The organism is Microbacterium resistens, assembly GCF_021172025.1.
Lineage (GTDB): Bacteria > Actinomycetota > Actinomycetes > Actinomycetales > Microbacteriaceae > Microbacterium > Microbacterium resistens.
In genome coordinates this window covers 336,990-354,696 of record NZ_CP082781.1, presented here as the reverse complement: position 1 = coordinate 354,696, position 17,707 = coordinate 336,990, and the positions used below count along the sequence as shown (strand labels likewise).

At 72.1% G+C, this 17,707-nt stretch carries 18 protein-coding genes and 1 tRNA gene; 4 read left to right on the top strand and 15 right to left on the bottom strand.

What is annotated here, in order from left to right; genetic code table 11:
• Positions 1 to 10: 10 nt before the first annotated feature.
• From K8F61_RS01655 to K8F61_RS01625, 7 genes are all read right to left on the bottom strand, one after another.
• Entirely contained in the window at positions 11 to 436 is a 426-nt protein-coding gene (locus K8F61_RS01655; protein ID WP_231820473.1) for a pilus assembly protein TadG-related protein, read from the bottom strand.
• A complete protein-coding gene (locus K8F61_RS01650) occupies positions 433 to 840 on the bottom strand; it encodes a TadE family protein (RefSeq protein ID WP_231820472.1) in 408 nt (135 codons plus the stop codon). Before K8F61_RS01650 ends, K8F61_RS01655 begins: the two co-directional genes overlap by 4 nt.
• A gap of 55 nt (positions 841 to 895) precedes the next feature.
• Positions 896 to 1,312, bottom strand: a complete 417-nt coding sequence (locus K8F61_RS01645; RefSeq protein ID WP_231820471.1) for a TadE family protein — start codon at positions 1,310 to 1,312, stop codon at positions 896 to 898.
• A 40-nt stretch (positions 1,313 to 1,352) separates the two neighbouring features.
• A complete protein-coding gene (locus K8F61_RS01640) occupies positions 1,353 to 1,568 on the bottom strand; it encodes a hypothetical protein (RefSeq protein ID WP_231820470.1) in 216 nt (71 codons plus the stop codon).
• A 61-nt stretch (positions 1,569 to 1,629) separates the two neighbouring features.
• Positions 1,630 to 2,556 carry a type II secretion system F family protein gene (locus K8F61_RS01635; protein WP_231820469.1) on the bottom strand — a complete coding sequence of 309 codons (927 nt, stop codon included), beginning with the start codon at positions 2,554 to 2,556 and terminating at the stop codon, positions 1,630 to 1,632.
• On the bottom strand, positions 2,553 to 3,407 hold the full coding sequence (locus K8F61_RS01630) for a type II secretion system F family protein (protein ID WP_231820468.1): 855 nt from the start codon (positions 3,405 to 3,407) through the stop codon (positions 2,553 to 2,555). Before K8F61_RS01630 ends, K8F61_RS01635 begins: the two co-directional genes overlap by 4 nt.
• Positions 3,404 to 4,546 (bottom strand): CpaF family protein, encoded by a 1,143-nt coding sequence (locus tag K8F61_RS01625; RefSeq protein ID WP_231820467.1) that lies wholly within the window; start codon positions 4,544 to 4,546, stop codon positions 3,404 to 3,406. Before K8F61_RS01625 ends, K8F61_RS01630 begins: the two co-directional genes overlap by 4 nt.
• Positions 4,547 to 4,688: 142 nt before the next feature.
• Between K8F61_RS01625 and K8F61_RS01620 the strand changes: the two genes are divergently transcribed.
• Together K8F61_RS01620 and K8F61_RS01615 are read left to right on the top strand one after the other, a co-directional pair.
• A tRNA-Leu gene (locus K8F61_RS01620) sits at positions 4,689 to 4,770 on the top strand.
• 97 nt (positions 4,771 to 4,867) lie between these two features.
• The gene (locus K8F61_RS01615; RefSeq protein WP_067243513.1) at positions 4,868 to 5,623 is read left to right on the top strand and encodes a DedA family protein; all 756 of its coding nucleotides are present in this window, start codon (positions 4,868 to 4,870) and stop codon (positions 5,621 to 5,623) included.
• Between the two features lie 31 nt (positions 5,624 to 5,654).
• On the opposite strand, the gene ku is transcribed toward K8F61_RS01615, so the two are convergent.
• A complete protein-coding gene (ku, locus tag K8F61_RS01610) occupies positions 5,655 to 6,494 on the bottom strand; it encodes a non-homologous end joining protein Ku (protein WP_067243514.1) in 840 nt (279 codons plus the stop codon).
• Positions 6,495 to 6,554: 60 nt separating this feature from the next.
• Between ku and K8F61_RS01605 the strand changes: the two genes are divergently transcribed.
• Positions 6,555 to 9,062 (top strand): ATP-dependent DNA ligase, encoded by a 2,508-nt coding sequence (locus tag K8F61_RS01605; protein ID WP_231820466.1) that lies wholly within the window; start codon positions 6,555 to 6,557, stop codon positions 9,060 to 9,062.
• A 15-nt stretch (positions 9,063 to 9,077) separates the two neighbouring features.
• Here the strand turns inward: K8F61_RS01605 and K8F61_RS01600 are convergent, their stop codons facing one another.
• The 4 genes from K8F61_RS01600 to murI form a co-directional block, all read right to left on the bottom strand.
• The gene (locus K8F61_RS01600) at positions 9,078 to 10,010 is read right to left on the bottom strand and encodes a cation diffusion facilitator family transporter (protein ID WP_231820465.1); all 933 of its coding nucleotides are present in this window, start codon (positions 10,008 to 10,010) and stop codon (positions 9,078 to 9,080) included.
• 122 nt (positions 10,011 to 10,132) lie between these two features.
• Complete coding sequence (rdgB, locus tag K8F61_RS01595) at positions 10,133 to 10,753, bottom strand: RdgB/HAM1 family non-canonical purine NTP pyrophosphatase (protein WP_219084935.1); 621 nt, start codon at positions 10,751 to 10,753, stop codon at positions 10,133 to 10,135.
• A complete protein-coding gene (rph, locus tag K8F61_RS01590; protein ID WP_067243518.1) occupies positions 10,750 to 11,514 on the bottom strand; it encodes a ribonuclease PH in 765 nt (254 codons plus the stop codon). Before rph ends, rdgB begins: the two co-directional genes overlap by 4 nt.
• A gap of 22 nt (positions 11,515 to 11,536) precedes the next feature.
• Positions 11,537 to 12,373, bottom strand: a complete 837-nt coding sequence (murI, locus tag K8F61_RS01585; protein WP_231820464.1) for a glutamate racemase — start codon at positions 12,371 to 12,373, stop codon at positions 11,537 to 11,539.
• A gap of 73 nt (positions 12,374 to 12,446) precedes the next feature.
• Here murI and K8F61_RS01580 point away from each other — a divergent pair, with 73 nt between their 5' ends.
• Complete coding sequence (locus K8F61_RS01580; RefSeq protein WP_067243520.1) at positions 12,447 to 13,772, top strand: nicotinate phosphoribosyltransferase; 1,326 nt, start codon at positions 12,447 to 12,449, stop codon at positions 13,770 to 13,772.
• A 67-nt stretch (positions 13,773 to 13,839) separates the two neighbouring features.
• On the opposite strand, the gene K8F61_RS01575 is transcribed toward K8F61_RS01580, so the two are convergent.
• Genes K8F61_RS01575 through K8F61_RS19100 form a run of 3 tightly spaced genes read right to left on the bottom strand, consistent with a single transcriptional unit; the run spans position 13,840 to position 17,696 of the window.
• A complete protein-coding gene (locus K8F61_RS01575; RefSeq protein WP_067243521.1) occupies positions 13,840 to 14,106 on the bottom strand; it encodes a DUF3039 domain-containing protein in 267 nt (88 codons plus the stop codon).
• A gap of 57 nt (positions 14,107 to 14,163) precedes the next feature.
• On the bottom strand, positions 14,164 to 15,705 hold the full coding sequence (locus K8F61_RS01570) for a hypothetical protein (protein ID WP_231820463.1): 1,542 nt from the start codon (positions 15,703 to 15,705) through the stop codon (positions 14,164 to 14,166).
• Between the two features lie 5 nt (positions 15,706 to 15,710).
• Positions 15,711 to 17,696 carry an ATP-binding cassette domain-containing protein gene (locus K8F61_RS19100; RefSeq protein WP_336246440.1) on the bottom strand — a complete coding sequence of 662 codons (1,986 nt, stop codon included), beginning with the start codon at positions 17,694 to 17,696 and terminating at the stop codon, positions 15,711 to 15,713.
• Positions 17,697 to 17,707 lie beyond the last annotated feature (11 nt).

Sequence of the window (17,707 nt, the reverse complement as noted above, 5' to 3'; positions counted from 1 at the left end):
ACCGGGTCCGTCATCGCAGGACGGTGCGGCTGGTCGCCGTGGAGCGCAGCTCCACGAGAGGCGGCACGGCGTCGGCGAGCAACGGCGGCGCCCAGACCGCCCGCACCGTCACCCGCGCCGAGGTGCCATCCGGCGTGCCTGCCGACACCAGCTCCGCTCGTCCGCCCTCCTCGGCGGCGAGGACCGCCGCCGCCTGCTCGCGGACCGCGGCATCGCTGAGCCGGAGAACCGCGACCCCGTCGACCGACGCCACCGTGAAGCCGTCCGCCCCGGCGAGCGCCGCCGCATCCGCCACAGCGTCGAGACGCTTCTGGGCGAGGTGGAGATCGGTCGCGCAGACGCACACGACCAGCAGGGCGAGGGCCAGCACGACGTACCCGAGCAGCAGGGGCAGAGTGCTTCCGCGCTCTCCTCCGACCGCCGTGCCCCCGATCATCCGCTGCCCCAGGTCCGGGAGACCTTGTAGGCCGCGGAGGCCTCGATCGGGATGCCGGTGGGGAAATCCCCGCCCAGGAACGGCGGGATCAGCGGAAGCGCCACGCGCGTGCCGACGGTGACGATGACCGTCGCCCCGGCGGACGGACACGACGCTCCCGCCGGGATGCACGTCACGAACACCTGCACCGCCTCCGGGTCTATCCCGTACTCGACGACCGCTGTGGCCATCACCCTGTCCGCGCGCTCCTGCGCCTCCTCCGCTCCGGCGGCGGTGCTGACGAGCCGCGCCGTGTGCCGGGCAGCCGACTGCACGCCGAGGAGCTGGTCCTGGACGACGCCCAGAGCCACGACCAGGTAGGCCACGGGGACGAGCAGGATCGTGCCGACCGCGATGAACTCCAACGCCGCAGAACCCCGGTCCCCGAGGATCAGGTCCCACGGTTCCCGTCGTCTCCGCTCATTCCGGGCCGAAGGACTCCTGGGGAGCACGTCCGGTCACCTCCAGTGCGAACGGGATGCTGACGAGGCCCAGGACCGGCAACGGCGACCGCACCGTCACCTCCACCGTGGGAACACCCAGCTCCGTGGTCGCGGCGATCGAGATGTCCTCGGCATAGCCCGCGCCGACCGTCCGCGAGATGGCCTCGCGCGCGGTCCGGATCCCGTCGGCATCATCCGTGTCGGCGAGCGCGGCGACGTGTGCGCCATCGACGGCGGCGTCGTGGACGACGTTGCGCACGTACACGGCGATGCCCAGTTGAAGCACAGCGAGCGTGACCGCGGTCAGCAGGGTGCCGACGAGCACGAACTCGACCGGGCCGGATCCGCGCTCGCCGTCCTCCCGTCTCGCCGAGGCGATCTCGACGCCGGACATCCGATCCGTCCGGGCGCGCTCGCGACGGCCGCACCGCACGTCAGATCCCGCCCACCTTGCCGATGGCCTGCTCGAAGAGGCTGGTGAGCGCGGGGCCCGCGACGGCCCAGATCAGCACCACGAGCCCGGCCGTCATCAACGTGATGAGGACCCATCCGGGAACGTCTCCGCGCTCCGGGTCGTCGTCGTGGGACAGTCCCAACGCGGCCTCTGTCGGGATGGCGAGGCGGTCACGCAGGAGGCGCAGGGTGTTCATGGGTTCTCCTTCTTTGTCGGCGGAAACGTCATCGGATTCGTGCGAGAGCGGGGTTGCGGCGTCATCCGATCCCCATGCGGAGGATCACCAGTCCCGGGAACACGGCGAAGACGATGCTGAGGGGCAGGATGAGGAAGACGAGCGGCAGGAGCATGAGGATCTCTTTCCGCCCGGCGCGCTCGATCAGGTCTCGCTTGGTCTCCTCGCGGGCGTCCGCCGCCTGGGCCTGAAGCACGGACGCGAGCGGAGCGCCGCGTTCGAGCGCCGCGACCACCTGATCCACGGCGCGGGAGAACGCGGGGATCTGCAGCCGCTGCGCGCACTCCGTGAGAGCGTCGGCCAGCGTGGATCCCGTGCCCACCGCGAGCATCACGCCGCGGAGCTCGGCGCTCAGCTCGCCGCTGCCGACGGAAGCCACGCGACGGAGACTCTCGCGCAGCCCCTCGCCGGCGGACAGGCAGAGGGCGAAGAACTCCAGGACCGTGGGCAGTTCCTCGGCGATGCGATCGACGCGGGCGCGGGCGCGCACGGTCAGCAGTGCATCCGCCCCCAGCCCGGCGATGCCCGCCGAGACGGCGGGAAGCAGGAGCGCCGGCACGCTCATCCGGCCGAGAAGCACCAACAGGAGTGTCGCGAGGGCGCCGGCGAGGAGCCCCAGGACCACAGCCGCCAGCTGCCTGCTCCGAAACGAGGTGACGTCACGGCGGCTTCCCGCCTGCGCGAGGCGGACGGCGACGGCGGCATCGCCTGGTCCGATGCCGGCGATCGCGGTACGCAGGATCGCGAGCCCGCGTCCGGCGACCGGCATCCGCCAGCAACGCTCGGTCCGTCCCTCGGGGAGGTCCACGACGTCACGGACATGCGGAGCCACGCGGAGGATGAGGGACGCGGTCCGCCACCGGGGGAAGGCCGCGAGCAGGATCAGGGTGCCGACGGCGAGAAGGCCCCCGAGAAGCACCGCCGTTGCGGCGTCCGTGACGATGCTCACCGGAACCACCGCCGCTGTTCCGGAAGGCGTCCGATGCGGAGCATGATCCGGAACGCCAAGGCGGAGACACCGGCGCCGACGAGGATCACGGCGATGCCTTCCGCCGTGGCGTACGCCTGCGCGCCCTCCGGCCGAAGCAGCAGAAGGCAGAGAATCACCCAGGGTGCGATCGCACCGAGCACGGCGGCGCCCCGGATCCAGGACTGGCGCGCTTCCACCTCCGCTCGCAGCGCCGCTTCGGCCCGCACCGAGCCGGACAGGCTGCGCAGCACCGTCCCGAGCTCCGTGCCGCCGACCTCACGGGCCATGCGCACCGTTTCGAGGATGCGATCCGCCACGGGGTCCGCCAGCGCGTCCTTCAGGCGCGCCGTCGCCACGTCGAAGCGGCCCGTGGCGTGCAGGTCGCGGGCGAACGCGGCGAAGGCCGGTCGCAGCGGAGCCGGTACCGATTCGGCCAGCCCGGCGAGCGCGTCCGGAAGCGGGAGACCGACGCGTATGCCCGACACCAGCAGATCGCAGACATCCGGCCACAGCGCTCGCCGCGAGCGGAGCAGTCGGTGTCGGCGACCCCGCAGGTACGCGAACGGCGCGGCCGCCCCGGCCGCTCCGGCGACCACGGCGAAGGCGGCGGAGGTCGTCACCAGCCACGCGATCGATGCGACGAGCGCTCCCCCACCGGCCGAGGCCGCGATCACCATGCGCCCGGATGCCGCGAATCCGGCCTCGTGCGAGAGCCGGTCGATCCGACCGGCCCTCGCCACCGGGGCGGAGGGCTCGCGCAGCGGCCACAGCCACGGGGAGACCGCGAGGAGCAGCCCGGCCGCGAGGATCACCCCGAGCAGGATCGTCATGTCGCCACCGCCGGCCCGACGACACGGGTGCGGATCCGTCCGTCCGGGTCCACCCCCACGGGCTCCACGATCTCGGCGACCGTGCGCCGGCCGGACCCGTCGCGGGCACAGTGCACGACGAGGTCGACCGCGGAGACGAGAGCGGGGGCGACGAAGGCGCGGTCGATGTTCCGCCCCGCCAGCAGCGGCAGCAGGGCGAGCTTCTCCACCGCGTCCGCCGCCGAGTTCGCATGGACGGTTCCCGCGCCCGGAATTCCGGTGTTGAGCGCGAGCAGGAGGTCGAGCGCCTCCTCGCCGCGCACCTCGCCGATGACGATCCGGTCCGGTCGCATCCGCAACGCCTCCTTGACCAGGCGCCGCAGCGTCACCTCGCCCGTCCCCTCCAGTCCGGCCTGGCGGCCCTGCAGGGCGACCACGTCGGGCAGGTCCACCCCGAGCTCGAACGTCTCCTCCACGGTGACGACCCGCTGGTGCTCGCATTCGGCGATCAGCGCGCCGAGCAGCGTCGTCTTCCCCGCGTGCGTCGCTCCGGACACGATCACCGTGCCGCCGCCGCGCACCGCGCGCGACAGCAGCGCCGCGTCCTCGGGCGACAGCATCCCGCCGTCCACGAGCGCGTTCAGACCCCGGTAGCGCGGGAGGAACTTGCGGATGTTGACCGCCCAGCCGCCGCGGACCACGTCCGCGATCGCCACGTGCAGACGGGAGCCGTCCGGCAGGGAGGCGTCCACGAAGGGCTGGCCGACATCCACCCGCCGGCCCGTGCTGTGCAGCATCCGCTCCACCACGTCCCGCAGTTGGGCATCGGTCAGCCGGACAGGCACGCGCTCCGAACGGCCCTGGCGCGCGACGAACACGGCAGAGGGCCCGTTCAGCCAGATCTCCTCCACGTCCTCGGCGTCGAGCAGCGGCTGGAGCGCGCCGTATCCGCTGACGCCGGCCAGCACATCCCGGACGCAGGCGGCCTCATCCTCGATCAGCTCGGCGCCCTGCACCAGCGCTCGGTCGTTGTGCCGGCGGATCTCGGACAGGGCGATCCGGCGAGCCTGCTCGGGGTGCAGGGCGGGATCCGTCCGCTCCGCCCGCAGCCGGGCGCGGACCCGTTCGGCGACGACGGCGGACGAGGTGGAGAGGAGCACGGGAGCATCCTGCCAAGGACGCGGCGGCGCGTGCAGAAGTTATCCACAGAGCACGGGCGCCAGCGGTAGGGAAACCCCTCCGCATGTTTCCGGGGCTCCCCCAAGACGCACAGGGCGCGGATCAGTAGACTGAACGGGCTTCGCGGGAGTGGTGAAACTGGCAGACACGCAGGATTTAGGTTCCTGTGCCTCCGGGCGTGTGGGTTCAAGTCCCACCTTCCGCACGAGCGACGTCGACCGTCGCTTGCACGGCTCCCGGGCGTCCTCGCCCGACGAGGCTGCACCGCACCGCCGACCCCCACGACCGACGGGACCACTCTCTTGCATCACGCCGCGCTCATCCCCTGGCTCGACCCCGAGACGATCATCGGCGCCGCCGGCCCCTGGGCGCTTCTCGTCGTCTGCTTCATCGTCTTCGCCGAGACGGGCCTCCTCGTCGGCTTCCTGCTGCCCGGCGACACCCTCCTGGTGATCTCCGGGCTGCTGTCGCACCCGATCGGCGCCGCCGAGCACGGCGTGTTCGGCATCAATGTCTGGATCGTGGCCCTCCTCATCGGCCTGGCCGCGTTCGTCGGCGGAGAAGTGGGCTACGTCATCGGGCACAAGGGCGGCCCCGCCGTGTTCGAACGCAAGGAGTCCGGACTGTTCAGCCGCAAGAACGTCGAGCGGACGAACGCGTTCTTCGAGCGCTTCGGCGGCATCACGGTGATCCTCGCCCGGTTCGTGCCGATCGTCCGCACCTTCGCCCCCGTGGCCGCGGGCGTGGGCCACATGCCCTGGCGGAAGTACACGCTCTACAACCTCATCGGCGCCGTGCTGTGGGGCTTCGGCCTCACGATGTTCGGCTACCTCATCGGCTTCATCCCGCCGGTCGCCTGGTTCGTCAAGGAGTACATCGACCTGATCCTCCTCGCCGCCGTCGGCGGCACGGCCCTCGTGACGCTGTGGCACTACCTCAACGAGCGCCGCAAGGCCAAGAAGGAGGCCGCGGCCGGACGCGCCGACGCCGCCGCCCTGCAGCTCGACCCGGAGGTCTTCGACCGCGCCCCCGACCTCGACGGCGACGGCAAGCACTGACGAGCGCGCTCGCGCGCAGAAGCGGGTCGGCTCAGCCGGCCCGCTTCTTCTTCGCCTTCGGCTTCTTCTCCTCGTCGCCGCCGGAACGCGCCGCGCGGGAGCGCTCGACGCTCGCGCGTAGGGCCTCCATGAGATCGATGACCTCGCCGCCGCCCTCCTCCGGGGCCGCGAAGGTCTCCTCCACCTCGAACGCCTCGCCCTTCTCGATCTTGGCGTCGATGAGGGTGCGCAGCTCCGCCTGGTACTCGTCCACGAACGAGGCCGCGTCGAAGTCGCCGGAGAAGCTGTCGACCAGACTCGCCGAGAGCTCCAGCTCCTTGTCGGAGATCTTCACGTCCTCGTCCAGCGACGGGAAGGCGGCCTCGCGCACCTCGTCCGCCCAGAGCAGGGTCTGGAGCACCAGCACCTTCCCGCGCACGCGCAGCGCCGCCAGCCGCGTCTTCTGCCGCAGCGTGAAGCGCACGATCGCCGTGCGATCCGTCTGCTCCAGCGTCTTGCGCAGGAGCGCGTAGGCCTTCGGGGAGGACGAGTCCGGCTCGAGGTAGTAGGCCTTGTCGTACGTGAGCGGATCCACCTGCTCGGTCGGCACGAACTCCACGACGTCGATCTCGCGGCTGCGCTCGGCGGGGAGCGCGGCGAGGTCGTCCTTGGTCAGCACCACCGTGGTGCCGTCTTCCACGTAGGCGCGATCGATCTCCGAGTACGGGATGACCTGGCCGCACACCTCGCACGTGCGCTGGTACCGGATCCGGCCGCCGTCGGCGTCGTGCACCTGGTGCAGCGGCACGTCGTGGTCCTCGGTCGCCGAGTACACCTTCACCGGCACGTTGACCAGACCGAACGTGAGCGCGCCCTTCCAGATCGTCCTCATGGCACCAGTGAACACCACCGGCGCCGCCGAGGGCGAGGGGCTTGCGGATAGCCTGGGGGCATGGCCAGCGCCGGAGCCGCCGGAACCGAGCAGATCGTGACGATCGGCGGCCGCCGCCTGCGCGTGACCAACCTGGAGAAGGTGGTCTACCCCGAGACCGGGACGACCAAGGGCGAGATCATCGACTACTACGCCCGGATCGCGCCCGTGCTGCTTCCGGCCGTCTCGGGCCGACCCGTCACGCGCAAGCGGTGGGTGGACGGCGTCGGTACGGCCGAGGAGCCCGGGGCCGTCTTCTTCGCCAAGCAGCTCGAGCCCGGCGCGCCGAGCTGGCTCCCGCGTCTTCCCATCGAGCACTCCGGCGGACCGAAGGAGTATCCCCTCATCGAAGAGGTGGCCGCCCTCGTCTGGTGCGCACAGGTCGCCAGCATCGAGCTGCACGTTCCGCAGTGGCGATTCGGCCCGGGCGGCGAGCGCCGTCATCCCGATCGGCTCGTCCTGGATCTGGATCCCGGCCCCGGCGCGGATCTCGCGCAGTGCGCCGAGGTGGCGCGGATCGCGCGCGGGATCCTGGACGGCATGGGACTGGACCTCGTCCCCGTCACCAGCGGCAGCAAGGGCATCCACCTGTACGCGGCCCTCGACGGCGGGCAGACGAGCGATCAGGTCTCCGCCGTCGCCCACGAACTGGCGCGGGCGATCGAGGCGGACCATCCCGACCTCGCCGTCAGCAGCATGGCCAAGGCGGTCCGCGCCGGCAAGGTCTTCATCGACTGGAGCCAGAACAACGCCAAGAAGACCACCATCGCCCCTTACTCGCTCCGCGGCCGGCCACAGCCCTGGGTCGCCGCGCCGCGCACGTGGGAGGAGCTGGACGACCCTGCGCTGCGCCAGCTCTCGTTCACGGAGGTCCTCGACCGGGTCGCCGACGGGATCGACCCCTTCCACGCCCTCGCGCCGACCGAGGAGGACCGCCTCGACGCCTACCGCGCCAAGCGCGATGCCGCGCGCACGCCCGAGCCCGTCCCGGACGCTCGGGCGCGTGGACGGTCTTCGCGCGCGGACGAGGCCCGCGAGGAGCCGACGACCTCGGGCGGCGAGCGCCGATTCGTGATCCAGGAGCACCACGCCCGGCGCCTGCACTTCGATCTGCGGATCGAGGACGCCGGAGTGCTGGTGAGCTGGGCGGTTCCCAAGGGCGTGCCGCCCACCGCGGAACGCAACCACCTGGCCGTGATGACCGAGCCGCACCCGATCGAGTACCTGACCTTCGCAGGGACCATCCCCGCCGGGGAGTACGGGGCCGGGGAGATGAGCGTCTGGGACACCGGCACGGTCCGCCTGGAGAAGTGGCGCGACGACGAGGTGATCGGGACGTTCACCGGTCGCCCCGGCGGACCGCTCGGCGTCGCCCGGCTCGCGCTCATCCGCACCTCCGGTGCAGGAGAGAAGTCGTCCTGGCTGTTGCACCGCATGGTCGACCGCTCCGCGCGCACGGAGAAGCCCCGCCCGCCCGCCCGCCGTGCATCCGCTGCCCCGTCCCGGTCCGGTGCCGCCGCCCCGGTGCCGGAGGGCGACGAGCCCCCCGCGCCCATGCTCGCGGAGCACGGCACACCCGGCACGGCTCGCCGCCTCGGGACGCCGAGCTGGGTGGAGGTCAAGTGGGACGGCATCCGTGCGCTGGGCACATGGACCGGGTCCGGTCGGGGCGAGGACGGCCGGTTCCGACTGCATGCCCGCAGCGGCATAGACATCACCGACCGCTATCCGGAGCTCACCGCGGACGGCGCACCGAGGTTCGCGGTCGCCGACGCCGTCGTCGACGGGGAGATCGTCGCCCTCGACGCCTCCGGACGGCCGAGCTTCGCGCGATTGCAGGCGCGGATGCACCTCACCCGCGGCAGGGAGATCGAACGCGAGGCGGTGCGGACCCCGGTCCGATACCACCTCTTCGATCTCCTTCGGCTGGACGGCCATGACGTCACCCGGCTCCCCCTGCGGGATCGTCGCGAGCTCCTGGAGGGCATCGTCGAGGGCACCGACGACGCGATCGTCCTCCCTCCCGTGTTCGACGATCTCGACGCTGCGCTCGAGGCGAGCGACCGGCTGCGACTGGAAGGCGTGGTCGTCAAGGACGCGGCCTCGGCGTACCTCCCCGGGACGCGCTCATCGCGGTGGCTCAAGATCAAGCACACGCGGACGCAGGAGGCCGTGATCGTCGGCATACGACCCGGGAAGGGCGCGCGGTCGGGGACCATCGGATCGCTGCTGCTCGCGGTGCCCGCGCCGGACACCGAGAGCGGACTGCGCTACATCGGCCGGGTCGGGACGGGGTTCAACGATCGCACGCTGCGCGATCTCCAGCAGCGCCTCGAGCCTCTGCGCATCCCCCGCCGCGCGGTGGACGGCGTCCCCGTCGCCGACGCCGGCGATGCCGTGTGGCTCTCCCCGGACCTCGTCGGCGAGGTGGAGTTCGCCAACTGGACGCCGGACGGCTCGGTCCGTCACGCTCGATGGCGGGGGCTCCGGCCGGACAAGAGCCCCTCGCAGGTCCGGGTCGAGTCCTGATCCCCCGCACGCCCCTCAGGCGTGGGCGGCCTCGCAGTCCTGTCGGCCGGCCGGCTCGATCTGGAAGGTCGAGTGCTCCACGTCGAAGTGATCCGCCAAACAGCTCTGCAGCTCCGCGAGGAGAGTGGCGGAGCGCCCCTCCTCCAGCAGCGCCGGGTCGACGGAGACGTGCGCGGTGAAGACGGGCGCGCCGCGCGTGAGCTGCCACACGTGCACGTCGTGCACCCCCGTGACTCCCGGATAGTCCAGCAGATGCGTGCGGATCTCCCCGACGGCGGTCCCCTTCGGCGCCGACTCGGCGAGGACGGAGAACACCTCCTTCAGCAGCATGATGGCGCGGGGGATGATCATCGCCGCGATCACCAGCGAGGCCAGGGCGTCGGCGGGCATCCATCCCGTGGTCACGATCACGATCGCCGCGACGATCACGGTGGCGGATCCGATCAGATCCCCCATGACCTCCAGGTAGGCCCCGCGCACGTTGATGCTCGTTCGCTGGGCGGCGCTGAGGAGCCACATCGAGATGGCGTTCGCGAGGAGACCGACCACGGCGACACCGAGCATCAGGGGACCCGCGACCTCGACCTCGGACGGGTTCACCAGGCGCCCGATGCCCTCGACGGCGACGGTGCCGGCCAGCACCAGGAGGATCACGCCGTTGATCAGCGCGCCGAACACCTCGGCGCGCTGATAGCCGAACGTCCGCCGCTCGTCCGCCGGCCGTGCCGCCACGGCGCTCGCGATCAGCGCGATGACCAGCGCGGAGGAGTCCGTGAACATGTGCGCCGCGTCGGCGAGCAGGGCGAGGGAGCCGGTCAGGATGGCACCGACGACCTGGACCACCATGACGGTCGCGGTGAGGGTCAGAGAGATGGCCAGGAGCCGGCGGTGACCGGCGGAGCGAATGCCGCCGGGGGCCGTGCCGTGGGCGTGCGCGTGATCGTGCATGCCTCCAGGCTAGGACGCGGATGACCCGGTCAGGGGCCGTTTCGCCATGTCGGGAATGGGGATGATTCTCACTTGCCGCGGCGGCGCCGAGCCCTCGTTGCCGACTCCCCTGGCGACGCCGGTCAGAGCGTCGCCAACAGCGGGACGAGCGCGGCGAACGCCCGCGCCCGATGCGACACGGCGTTCTTCTCCTCGGCGGTCCACTGCGCGACCGTTCGCTCTGCGCCCTCGGGCTGCCCGTCCGGGATGAACACCGGGTCGTATCCGAACCCGCCCTCCCCGGCTGCGGCGTGCGCGAGGCGGCCGGGCCATATGCCCTCGACGATGTGCTCGACGGCGTCGGCGTCCGGCACCGGGATGACGAGCGCGATCGTGGAGACGAACTGCGCACGGCGGCGCGGGTCCGGGATGTCGCGGAGCTGGTCCAGCAGGAGGTCGCGGTTGGCGACGGCGTCCTTGCGCTGGCCGGCCCAGTAGGCGGAGAAGGCGCCCGGCGCCCCGCCGAGGGCGTCGACGCAGATGCCCGAGTCGTCGGCGAGCGCCGGGAGACCGGTGTGCGCGGCGGCGGCCCTGGCCTTGATCAGCGCGTTCTCCCGGAAGGTGACGCCGTCCTCGACCGGCTCGGGGCCGTCGTAGCCGATCACGGCGACGTCCGGACGGGACGCGGCGACGATGGCGCCGAACTCCTCGATCTTGTGCGGGTTGTGCGTGGCCAGGACCACGGTGCGGGAGGGCGCGGTCACTCCGCGCCCTCGGCCGGGGCCAGGACCTCAGCCTGGATGTCGCGGAGCCGGGCGCACCCGGCGACGCCGAGGTCCAGCAGCGCATCGAGCTCGCGCTTGTCGAACGGCGCGCCCTCGGCCGTCCCCTGCACCTCGACGAACAGCCCCCGGCCGGTCACGACGACGTTCATGTCGGTCTCGGCGCGGACGTCCTCGACGTAGGCCAGGTCCAGCATCGGCTCTCCGTCGATGATGCCCACCGACACCGCGGCCACGGAGTCGTGGAGGACGCGTGACTTCTGTCCGATGAACTTCTTGCGCCGACCCCACTCGATCGCGTCGGCCAGGGCCACGTACGCACCGGTGATCGCGGCGGTGCGCGTGCCGCCGTCGGCCTGGAGGACGTCGCAGTCGATCACGATCGTGTTCTCCCCCAGCGCCTTCGTGTCGACGACCGCCCGAAGCGCGCGGCCGATGAGGCGGGAGATCTCGTGCGTGCGCCCGCCGATGCGGCCCTTCACGCTCTCGCGGTCGTTGCGGTCGTTGGTCGCCCGCGGCAGCATGGCGTACTCGGCCGTGATCCACCCCTTGCCCTTGCCGGTCAGCCAGCGCGGCACGCCGTTGGTGAACGACGCCGTGCACAGCACCTTCGTGCCGCCGAAGCTGATCAGCGCGGAGCCCTCGGCCTGGGCGCTCCATCCGCGTTCGATCGTGATCGGTCGGAGCTGGTCCACGGAGCGGCCGTCGGCGCGGACGATCTCAGCAGGGGCGGTGTCGGTCATGGTTCTCCTCGTTCGGAACGGATCAATCCTGCAGGCGCGCGGCGGCAGGGAGGTCGATGACGCCCGTCTGCACGAGCTGCACGTCGCGCACCTCGCGTCCCATCAGCCGGTTGGCGAGCGCGGTGAAGTCGTCCGCCGAGACCCCGGTGGCCTCATAGACGTAGCTCGGCTCGGCGTGCCGGTCGGCGAGCAGCTCGCCGCGCAGGAGCTGGCGGTACACGTCCGCGGCCGTCTCGTCGTCGCTGGAGACGAGCGTGACGCCCTCCCCCATCACGTATCCGATGGCGCCGCGCAGGAACGGATAGTGGGTGCAGCCGAGCACGAGGGTGTCGACGTCGGCCTCGCGCAACGGCGCGAGGTACTCCTCGGCGATGGCCAGGAGCTCCGGGGAGTCCGTGATCCCCGCCTCGACGAACTCGACGAAGCGGGGGCACGCCGCCGCGAAGACCTCCAGCCGCTCGTTCACCTCGAGCATGTCCTGGTACGCGCGCGACGCGATCGTCCCCACCGTCCCGATGACGCCGATCCGCCCGTTGCGAGTGGTCGACATGGCGCGGCGGACGGCCGGGCCAATCACCTCGACGACCGGCACGTCGTAGCGTTCCCTGGCGTCCCTCAGCATGGCGGCGGACGCGGTGTTGCAGGCGATGACGAGCATCTTGACGCCCTGTTCCACGAGGGTGTCGAGCACCTCGAGGGCGTAGCGGCGCACGTCCGCGATCGGCTTCGGTCCGTACGGCGAGTGCGCGGTGTCACCGATGTAGACGAAGGACTCGCGCGGGAGCTGCGCACGGATGGCCCTGGCCACCGTCAGCCCGCCGACACCGGAGTCGAAGATGCCGATGGGCGCGTCGTTCATGATCCCCCAGCCTAGTCCGCTCCTGCGCGCCGCCTTCGCCGACGACGCCCGTGCCGCCCCTACACTGTGGGGCATGACCGGCTCGAGCGCGCTGAAGACCGACCGCTATGAACTCACGATGCTGGAGGCGTCCCTCCGGGACGGGACCGCGTCCCGCCCGTGCGTGTTCGAGCTGTTCTCCCGACGACTGTCCGGGGGCCGGCGGTTCGGCGTCGTGGCCGGCACGGGGCGTCTGCTCTCGCTGCTGCGGGACTTCCGCTTCGGCGAGGAGGAGCTGCGCTTCCTCCGCGACGCGAAGGTCCTCGACGCCGAGGCCCTCTCCTACCTGGAGGGATACCGCTTCCGCGGCACGATCCGCGGGTATCGCGAGGGCGAGCTCTACTTCCCCGGTTCGCCGATCCTCACGGTGGAGGGGACCTTCGCGGACGCCGTCATCCTGGAGACGCTGGCGCTGAGCGTGCTCAATCACGACTCCGCCGTCGCCACCGCGGCATCGCGCATGAGCATCGCCGCCGGTGACCGGCCCCTGGCCGAGATGGGATCGCGGCGCGCAGCCGAGGACTCCGCGGTCGCCGCCGCCCGGGCTGCATACATCGCCGGCTTCGGGGCCACGAGCAATCTCGAGGCGGGACGACGCTGGGGGATCCCGACGATGGGGACCGCCGCCCATTCGTGGACCCTTCTGCACGACTCGGAGGAGGACGCCTTCCGCGCGCAGGTGGACGCTCTCGGCACCGAGACGACCCTGCTCGTCGACACGTACGACATCCGCACCGGCGTCGAGACGGCCGTCCGCGTCGCCGGCACCGGCCTGGGCGGCGTCCGGCTCGACTCGGGCGACCTCCCGATCGTGGCCGCGGAGGTCCGCGCCCAGCTGGACGAGCTCGGCGCCACCGGAACGCGGATCACGGTCACGAGCGACCTCGACGAGTACGCCATCGCCGCCCTGGCCGCCTCGCCCGTGGACTCCTACGGCGTCGGGACCTCGGTCGTGACCGGGTCGGGCTACCCCACCGCCAGCATGGTCTACAAGCTCGTCGCCCGCCAGGGATCGGACGGCGGTTGGGTCGCGGTGGCCAAGGCGTCCCAGGACAAGGCCTCTCGCGGCGGACGCAAGGCCGCGTTCCGGATCGTCTCGGACGGTGTGGCCCGGTCGGAGACGGTCGCGGTCTCCGACGGATTCGAGCCGGTGGAGACCGTGCAGCAGCACCCCGACGGGCGCGCGCTCCAGGTCATTCTCGTCGACAACGGCGAGATCGACACCGCCTACGAGGGAGTCGACGGCACCGCGGCCGCGCGCGAGCACCACCTGCGCGTCCGGGAGGAGCTCCCGGTGCGCGCTCTCGCACTGAGCAAGTCCGACCCCGCCATTCCGACCGTCTTCGTCGACGCCGGTTGACCGCGCGTCCGCCCGAGCACGAGGCCCCCGCATCCGGACGGATGCGGGGGCCTCGACGCGTCGGGCGTCAGTTCTGCATGGATTCGTAGATCTCCTTGCAGGTCGGGCACACGGGGAACTTCTCCGGATCGCGACCGGGAGTCCACTTCTTGCCGCACAGCGCCCGCACCGGCTTGCCGGTCAGCGCGGACTCGAGGATCTTGTCCTTCTTGACGTAGTGGGAGAACCGCTCGTGGTCTCCCGGCTCGATCCGCTCCTCCTCGAGGAGCTGTTCGAGTTCGCGGTCGAGGGTGGCGATCCCACCCTGATCGGGGGCATCCAGCGGGGTACTCATAGCGGCGATTCTAGTCGTGCCGAACCGCGGGGGAACCGATCCGTGCGATCCCCGTGCTCACGCCGTCTCCACGAACTCCATCAGGCGCTCTCCGCTGCGCTCGAAGATGCGGGCGCCGATCAGCGCGCCGACCACGAGGACGAACACGCCCGTCGCGAGCCCCGCCCACAGTGCGGGGAACACGGATTGCCCGGGGTCGACCAGGGCGCTCCAGGCCAGCGAGATGGTCGGTGCGCTGAGGACGAGCGCTCCGATCAGCGTTCCGGCCTGCCCCGCCGCACCGCGGGACGCGGAGCGCTGCGGCTGCTGGAACGGGCTGTCGCCGGGCCGGGAGACCGCGTACGGAGCCACCACCGAGGCGATGCTCGACAGTCCCAGCCCGCTGAGCAGCAGACTCGACGAGACGCCGATGAACACGGGGAGCAGGCTCCAGCGTCCGATCACCGCGAGGGTGACGGGGACCGCGATCGCCAGGGCCGGCACGGCGATGAGGAGCACGGGGACCAGGCGGCCGAGACGATCCGGCAGTCCGCGCACCGCGCTGGCCACGTGGGTCCAGAACGCCGTCGAGTCGTAGGCGACGTCGTTGTGGGGGAGCCATCCGAAGAACAGCGCCATCACGGGCACGGGCAGCGCCGCGGCCAGCACGAGCGGCACTCCCGCCACGAGCAGCGGGACGACGGTGAGGAGCCCCGCGATCGGGACGATGACGACGTTCACGATGTACCGACGGTCCCGCAGCCAGTAGACGAGGCTGCGCGCGGCGACGGCGCCGAACGCGTTCGAGGGCAGCAGGGCGAACCAGCCGAGGCCCGGGCGCTCGCGGACCGCCGTGGCCCGATCGGCCCGGGTGAGCGCGCGGTGGACCAGCGCGGTCCAGGCGACGCCGATGCCCGCCACGGTCGCGACCGCGACTACGCCGGCGACCCACGCGCCCGCGACGTCCCCCGCCGCGGCGAGGAACGGGAGAGCGACCGCGGCGCCGAGCGGCGTGAATCCGAGGACGTCGGCGGTCGTGTGCAGCGCTCCCGGCACAGCGCCGTCCCACCGCAGCGACGCGACGAAGACCCCGACCGGAACGGCCACGACGACGATCGCCAGGGCGAAGAGGGCGGTCAGCTCCCGTGAGCGGCGCTCAGGGAGGATCAACGCGCTCAGCGCCATACCGACGCGCGCGGCCAGGACGGCGGTGACGAACGCCAGGAGGGCCCCCGCGACAGCGAGATACCACGCAGCACCGAGCGAGACGGCCGCGAAGGCGACCGCCACGTCGACCGCCAGCAGCGCCGCGGACGGGACGCTGACCACCGAGGCCGCCGCGAGGATCGCCGGCATCCTCTTCTCGTCGACGCCGAACACCGCGAACCGGCGGGGGTCGAGCTGATCGACCGTCCCCGCGAGAGCCGGGGCGAGGAAGTACCCGAGCACGATCGCGGATCCGCCCAGGACCACGACGGTGCGCGCCGAGTTGGGCGTGCTCTCGCCCAGACTCGTCACAGCCAGCACCGTGACGAGCGTCGCGGCGGCTGTCAGCAGGAATCCGACGACGGAGCGGATGACGCGTTCCCGGTCGCCGCGCAGAGCGCCGACCAGGAGCATCAGCCTCAGTCGGAGAACGTGTGCAACCACTCCAGCCCCTCCACCTCGGCGATCCCGCCCGACAGCTCCACGAACCGCTGCTCGAGCGTCTGGCCCGCGCGCACCTCGTCCACCGTGCCCTCCGCGAGCACCTCTCCCCCGACGATGATGGCGATGCGCGAGCAGACCTGCTCCACCAGGTCCATGCCGTGGCTGGAGAGGATCACCGTGCCGCCATGCGCCACGTAAGCGCGCAGGATGTCCAGGATGACCCCGGAGGAGACCGGGTCGACCGACTCGAAGGGCTCGTCCAGCACGAGGACGCGGGGCGAGTGGATCATCGCTCCCGCGAGCATGATCTTCTTCGTCATGCCGGCGGAGTAGTCCGAGACCACTCGGCTGAGCGCACCCGTGAGATCGAACGCGCGGGCGAGATCGACCGTGCGCGCTTCGACGACGTCGGCGCTCAGGCCGCGCAGGAGTCCGTAGTAGTGCAGGAGCTGGCGACCCGTGAGGCGGTCGAACGTGCGCAGCCGGTCCGGCAGAACCCCCATGAGCTTCTTCGCGCCGCGGGGGTCCTCCGCACGATCGACGCCGCACACCCGGACGGTCCCGGAGTCCCCGCTGAGAAGACCTGCGACGATCGAGAGGGTCGTCGTCTTGCCTGCGCCGTTCGGCCCGACGATCCCGTAGAACGATCCCGACGGAACGGTGAGGCTGATGCCGTCCACCGCGCGGGAATCCCCGAACGACTTCACGAGGTCGCGGATCACGAGGGCGTGCTCGGAGCCGTCATCGGAATCCGGCAGCGAGGACACCACGACGGCGGGCGCGTCCTCGCCGCCGGTCTCCGCGCCGTCGTCGTCCGTCGTCGGGCCCTCCGCCGCGGTGCCTGCGCCGTCCGCATCGGCGGCGGCCTCGCCGTCGTCGGGGACTCCGTCCGTCGCGGTCGCCGCCGTGTCCTCGTCTGTCGCGGGCGATTCGTCCTGGGCCACGGCGCCGGCCGTCTCCGAGTGCGCCGCCTCCTCCGGCGCCGCGGGCTCGGCCGCCTGCGCCTCCGCCTCCGGCTCCGGCACGACGGTCTCCCCCGCCGACGCTGCGGCGTTCTCCGCGTCGCTCCCGGACGGCGCGCTCGAGTGATCCTGCGATGCGGCGTGTGTCATCCCGGCCACGTCCTCGGCGACGGCCGATTCCGTCGGACGTGCGGGAGCGCCCACCTCGGCCAGGTCCGCGGCCGCCGCCGCGCGCGACGCCGGGGACTTCCTCGCGGGGCTCGCCTTCGCCGGAGCCTTCCGCGCGGGCGCGGTCTTCTTCGCCGGTGTCGTGCGCCCGGTCGTTCCCTTCGACGCGGACGAGGTCTTGCGGACCGGGGCCGGCTGGTCCGGTGCCGACGCGGCATCAGGGGCGGTCTCGGCGCGCACCGGGGCCGCCGCCGCCGTCTTCCGGACGGTCGTCGACTTCTTCGCCGCCGTCGTCTTCGTCGTTTTCTTCGCGGTCGCCGGCTTCTTGGTCGTCGCGGGCTTCCCGGACGCCGCCGGCTTCTCTGCGGTCGCCGCGGATCCGGCGTCGGCCACGGCCTCGGAGACCGGCGCGGCGTCGGCCTTCTTCTTCGCCGTCGGGGACCGTCTCCCCGTGGGCGCGGGCGCCGGAGAGGACGCCTTCACCGCAGCCACCTTCGCCGCGGCGTCCTCCGCCTCTCGGGCCTTGGCCTCGGCTTTCGCCGCCTCCGCCTTCTCCGCCGCCGCTCTCGCCGCAGCGGTCCGCGCCGCCGCCGTGCTCGCCGCCGTCCGCTTCGTCTCACTCGTCCGCGCCGCCGAGCCCCGCGCGGCCGCGCGGATCTGGGCCGCCTTCGCTCGCTCCGCAGCGCTCACGCCGGAGCGGGCCGTCCCGGTGCGCTTGGTCGTCTTCTTGGCCGAACCCGCCGCCGCCGCGGAACCGGGCGACGCCGTCTCCGCGTTCGCAGTCGTCGGGGTCTCGTCATCGGACACGGGATCAGGCGGTGCGGGGCTCACCCCCACACGGT

Excerpts from the sequence above, each read along its gene's own strand:
- K8F61_RS01655 (WP_231820473.1), bottom strand. The coding sequence starts at position 436 with ATGATCGGGGGCACGGCGGTCGGAGGAGAGCGCGGAAGCACTCTGCCC.
- K8F61_RS01645 (WP_231820471.1), bottom strand. The coding sequence starts at position 1,312 with ATGTCCGGCGTCGAGATCGCCTCGGCGAGACGGGAGGACGGCGAGCGC.
- K8F61_RS01640 (WP_231820470.1), bottom strand. The coding sequence starts at position 1,568 with ATGAACACCCTGCGCCTCCTGCGTGACCGCCTCGCCATCCCGACAGAG.
- K8F61_RS01630 (WP_231820468.1), bottom strand. The coding sequence starts at position 3,407 with ATGACGATCCTGCTCGGGGTGATCCTCGCGGCCGGGCTGCTCCTCGCG.
- ku (WP_067243514.1), bottom strand. The coding sequence starts at position 6,494 with ATGAGGACGATCTGGAAGGGCGCGCTCACGTTCGGTCTGGTCAACGTG.
- K8F61_RS01605 (WP_231820466.1), top strand. The coding sequence starts at position 6,555 with ATGGCCAGCGCCGGAGCCGCCGGAACCGAGCAGATCGTGACGATCGGC.
- K8F61_RS01600 (WP_231820465.1), bottom strand. The coding sequence starts at position 10,010 with ATGCACGATCACGCGCACGCCCACGGCACGGCCCCCGGCGGCATTCGC.
- rph (WP_067243518.1), bottom strand. The coding sequence starts at position 11,514 with ATGACCGACACCGCCCCTGCTGAGATCGTCCGCGCCGACGGCCGCTCC.
- murI (WP_231820464.1), bottom strand. The coding sequence starts at position 12,373 with ATGAACGACGCGCCCATCGGCATCTTCGACTCCGGTGTCGGCGGGCTG.
- K8F61_RS01580 (WP_067243520.1), top strand. The coding sequence starts at position 12,447 with ATGACCGGCTCGAGCGCGCTGAAGACCGACCGCTATGAACTCACGATG.
- K8F61_RS01575 (WP_067243521.1), bottom strand. The coding sequence starts at position 14,106 with ATGAGTACCCCGCTGGATGCCCCCGATCAGGGTGGGATCGCCACCCTC.
- K8F61_RS01570 (WP_231820463.1), bottom strand. The coding sequence starts at position 15,705 with ATGCTCCTGGTCGGCGCTCTGCGCGGCGACCGGGAACGCGTCATCCGC.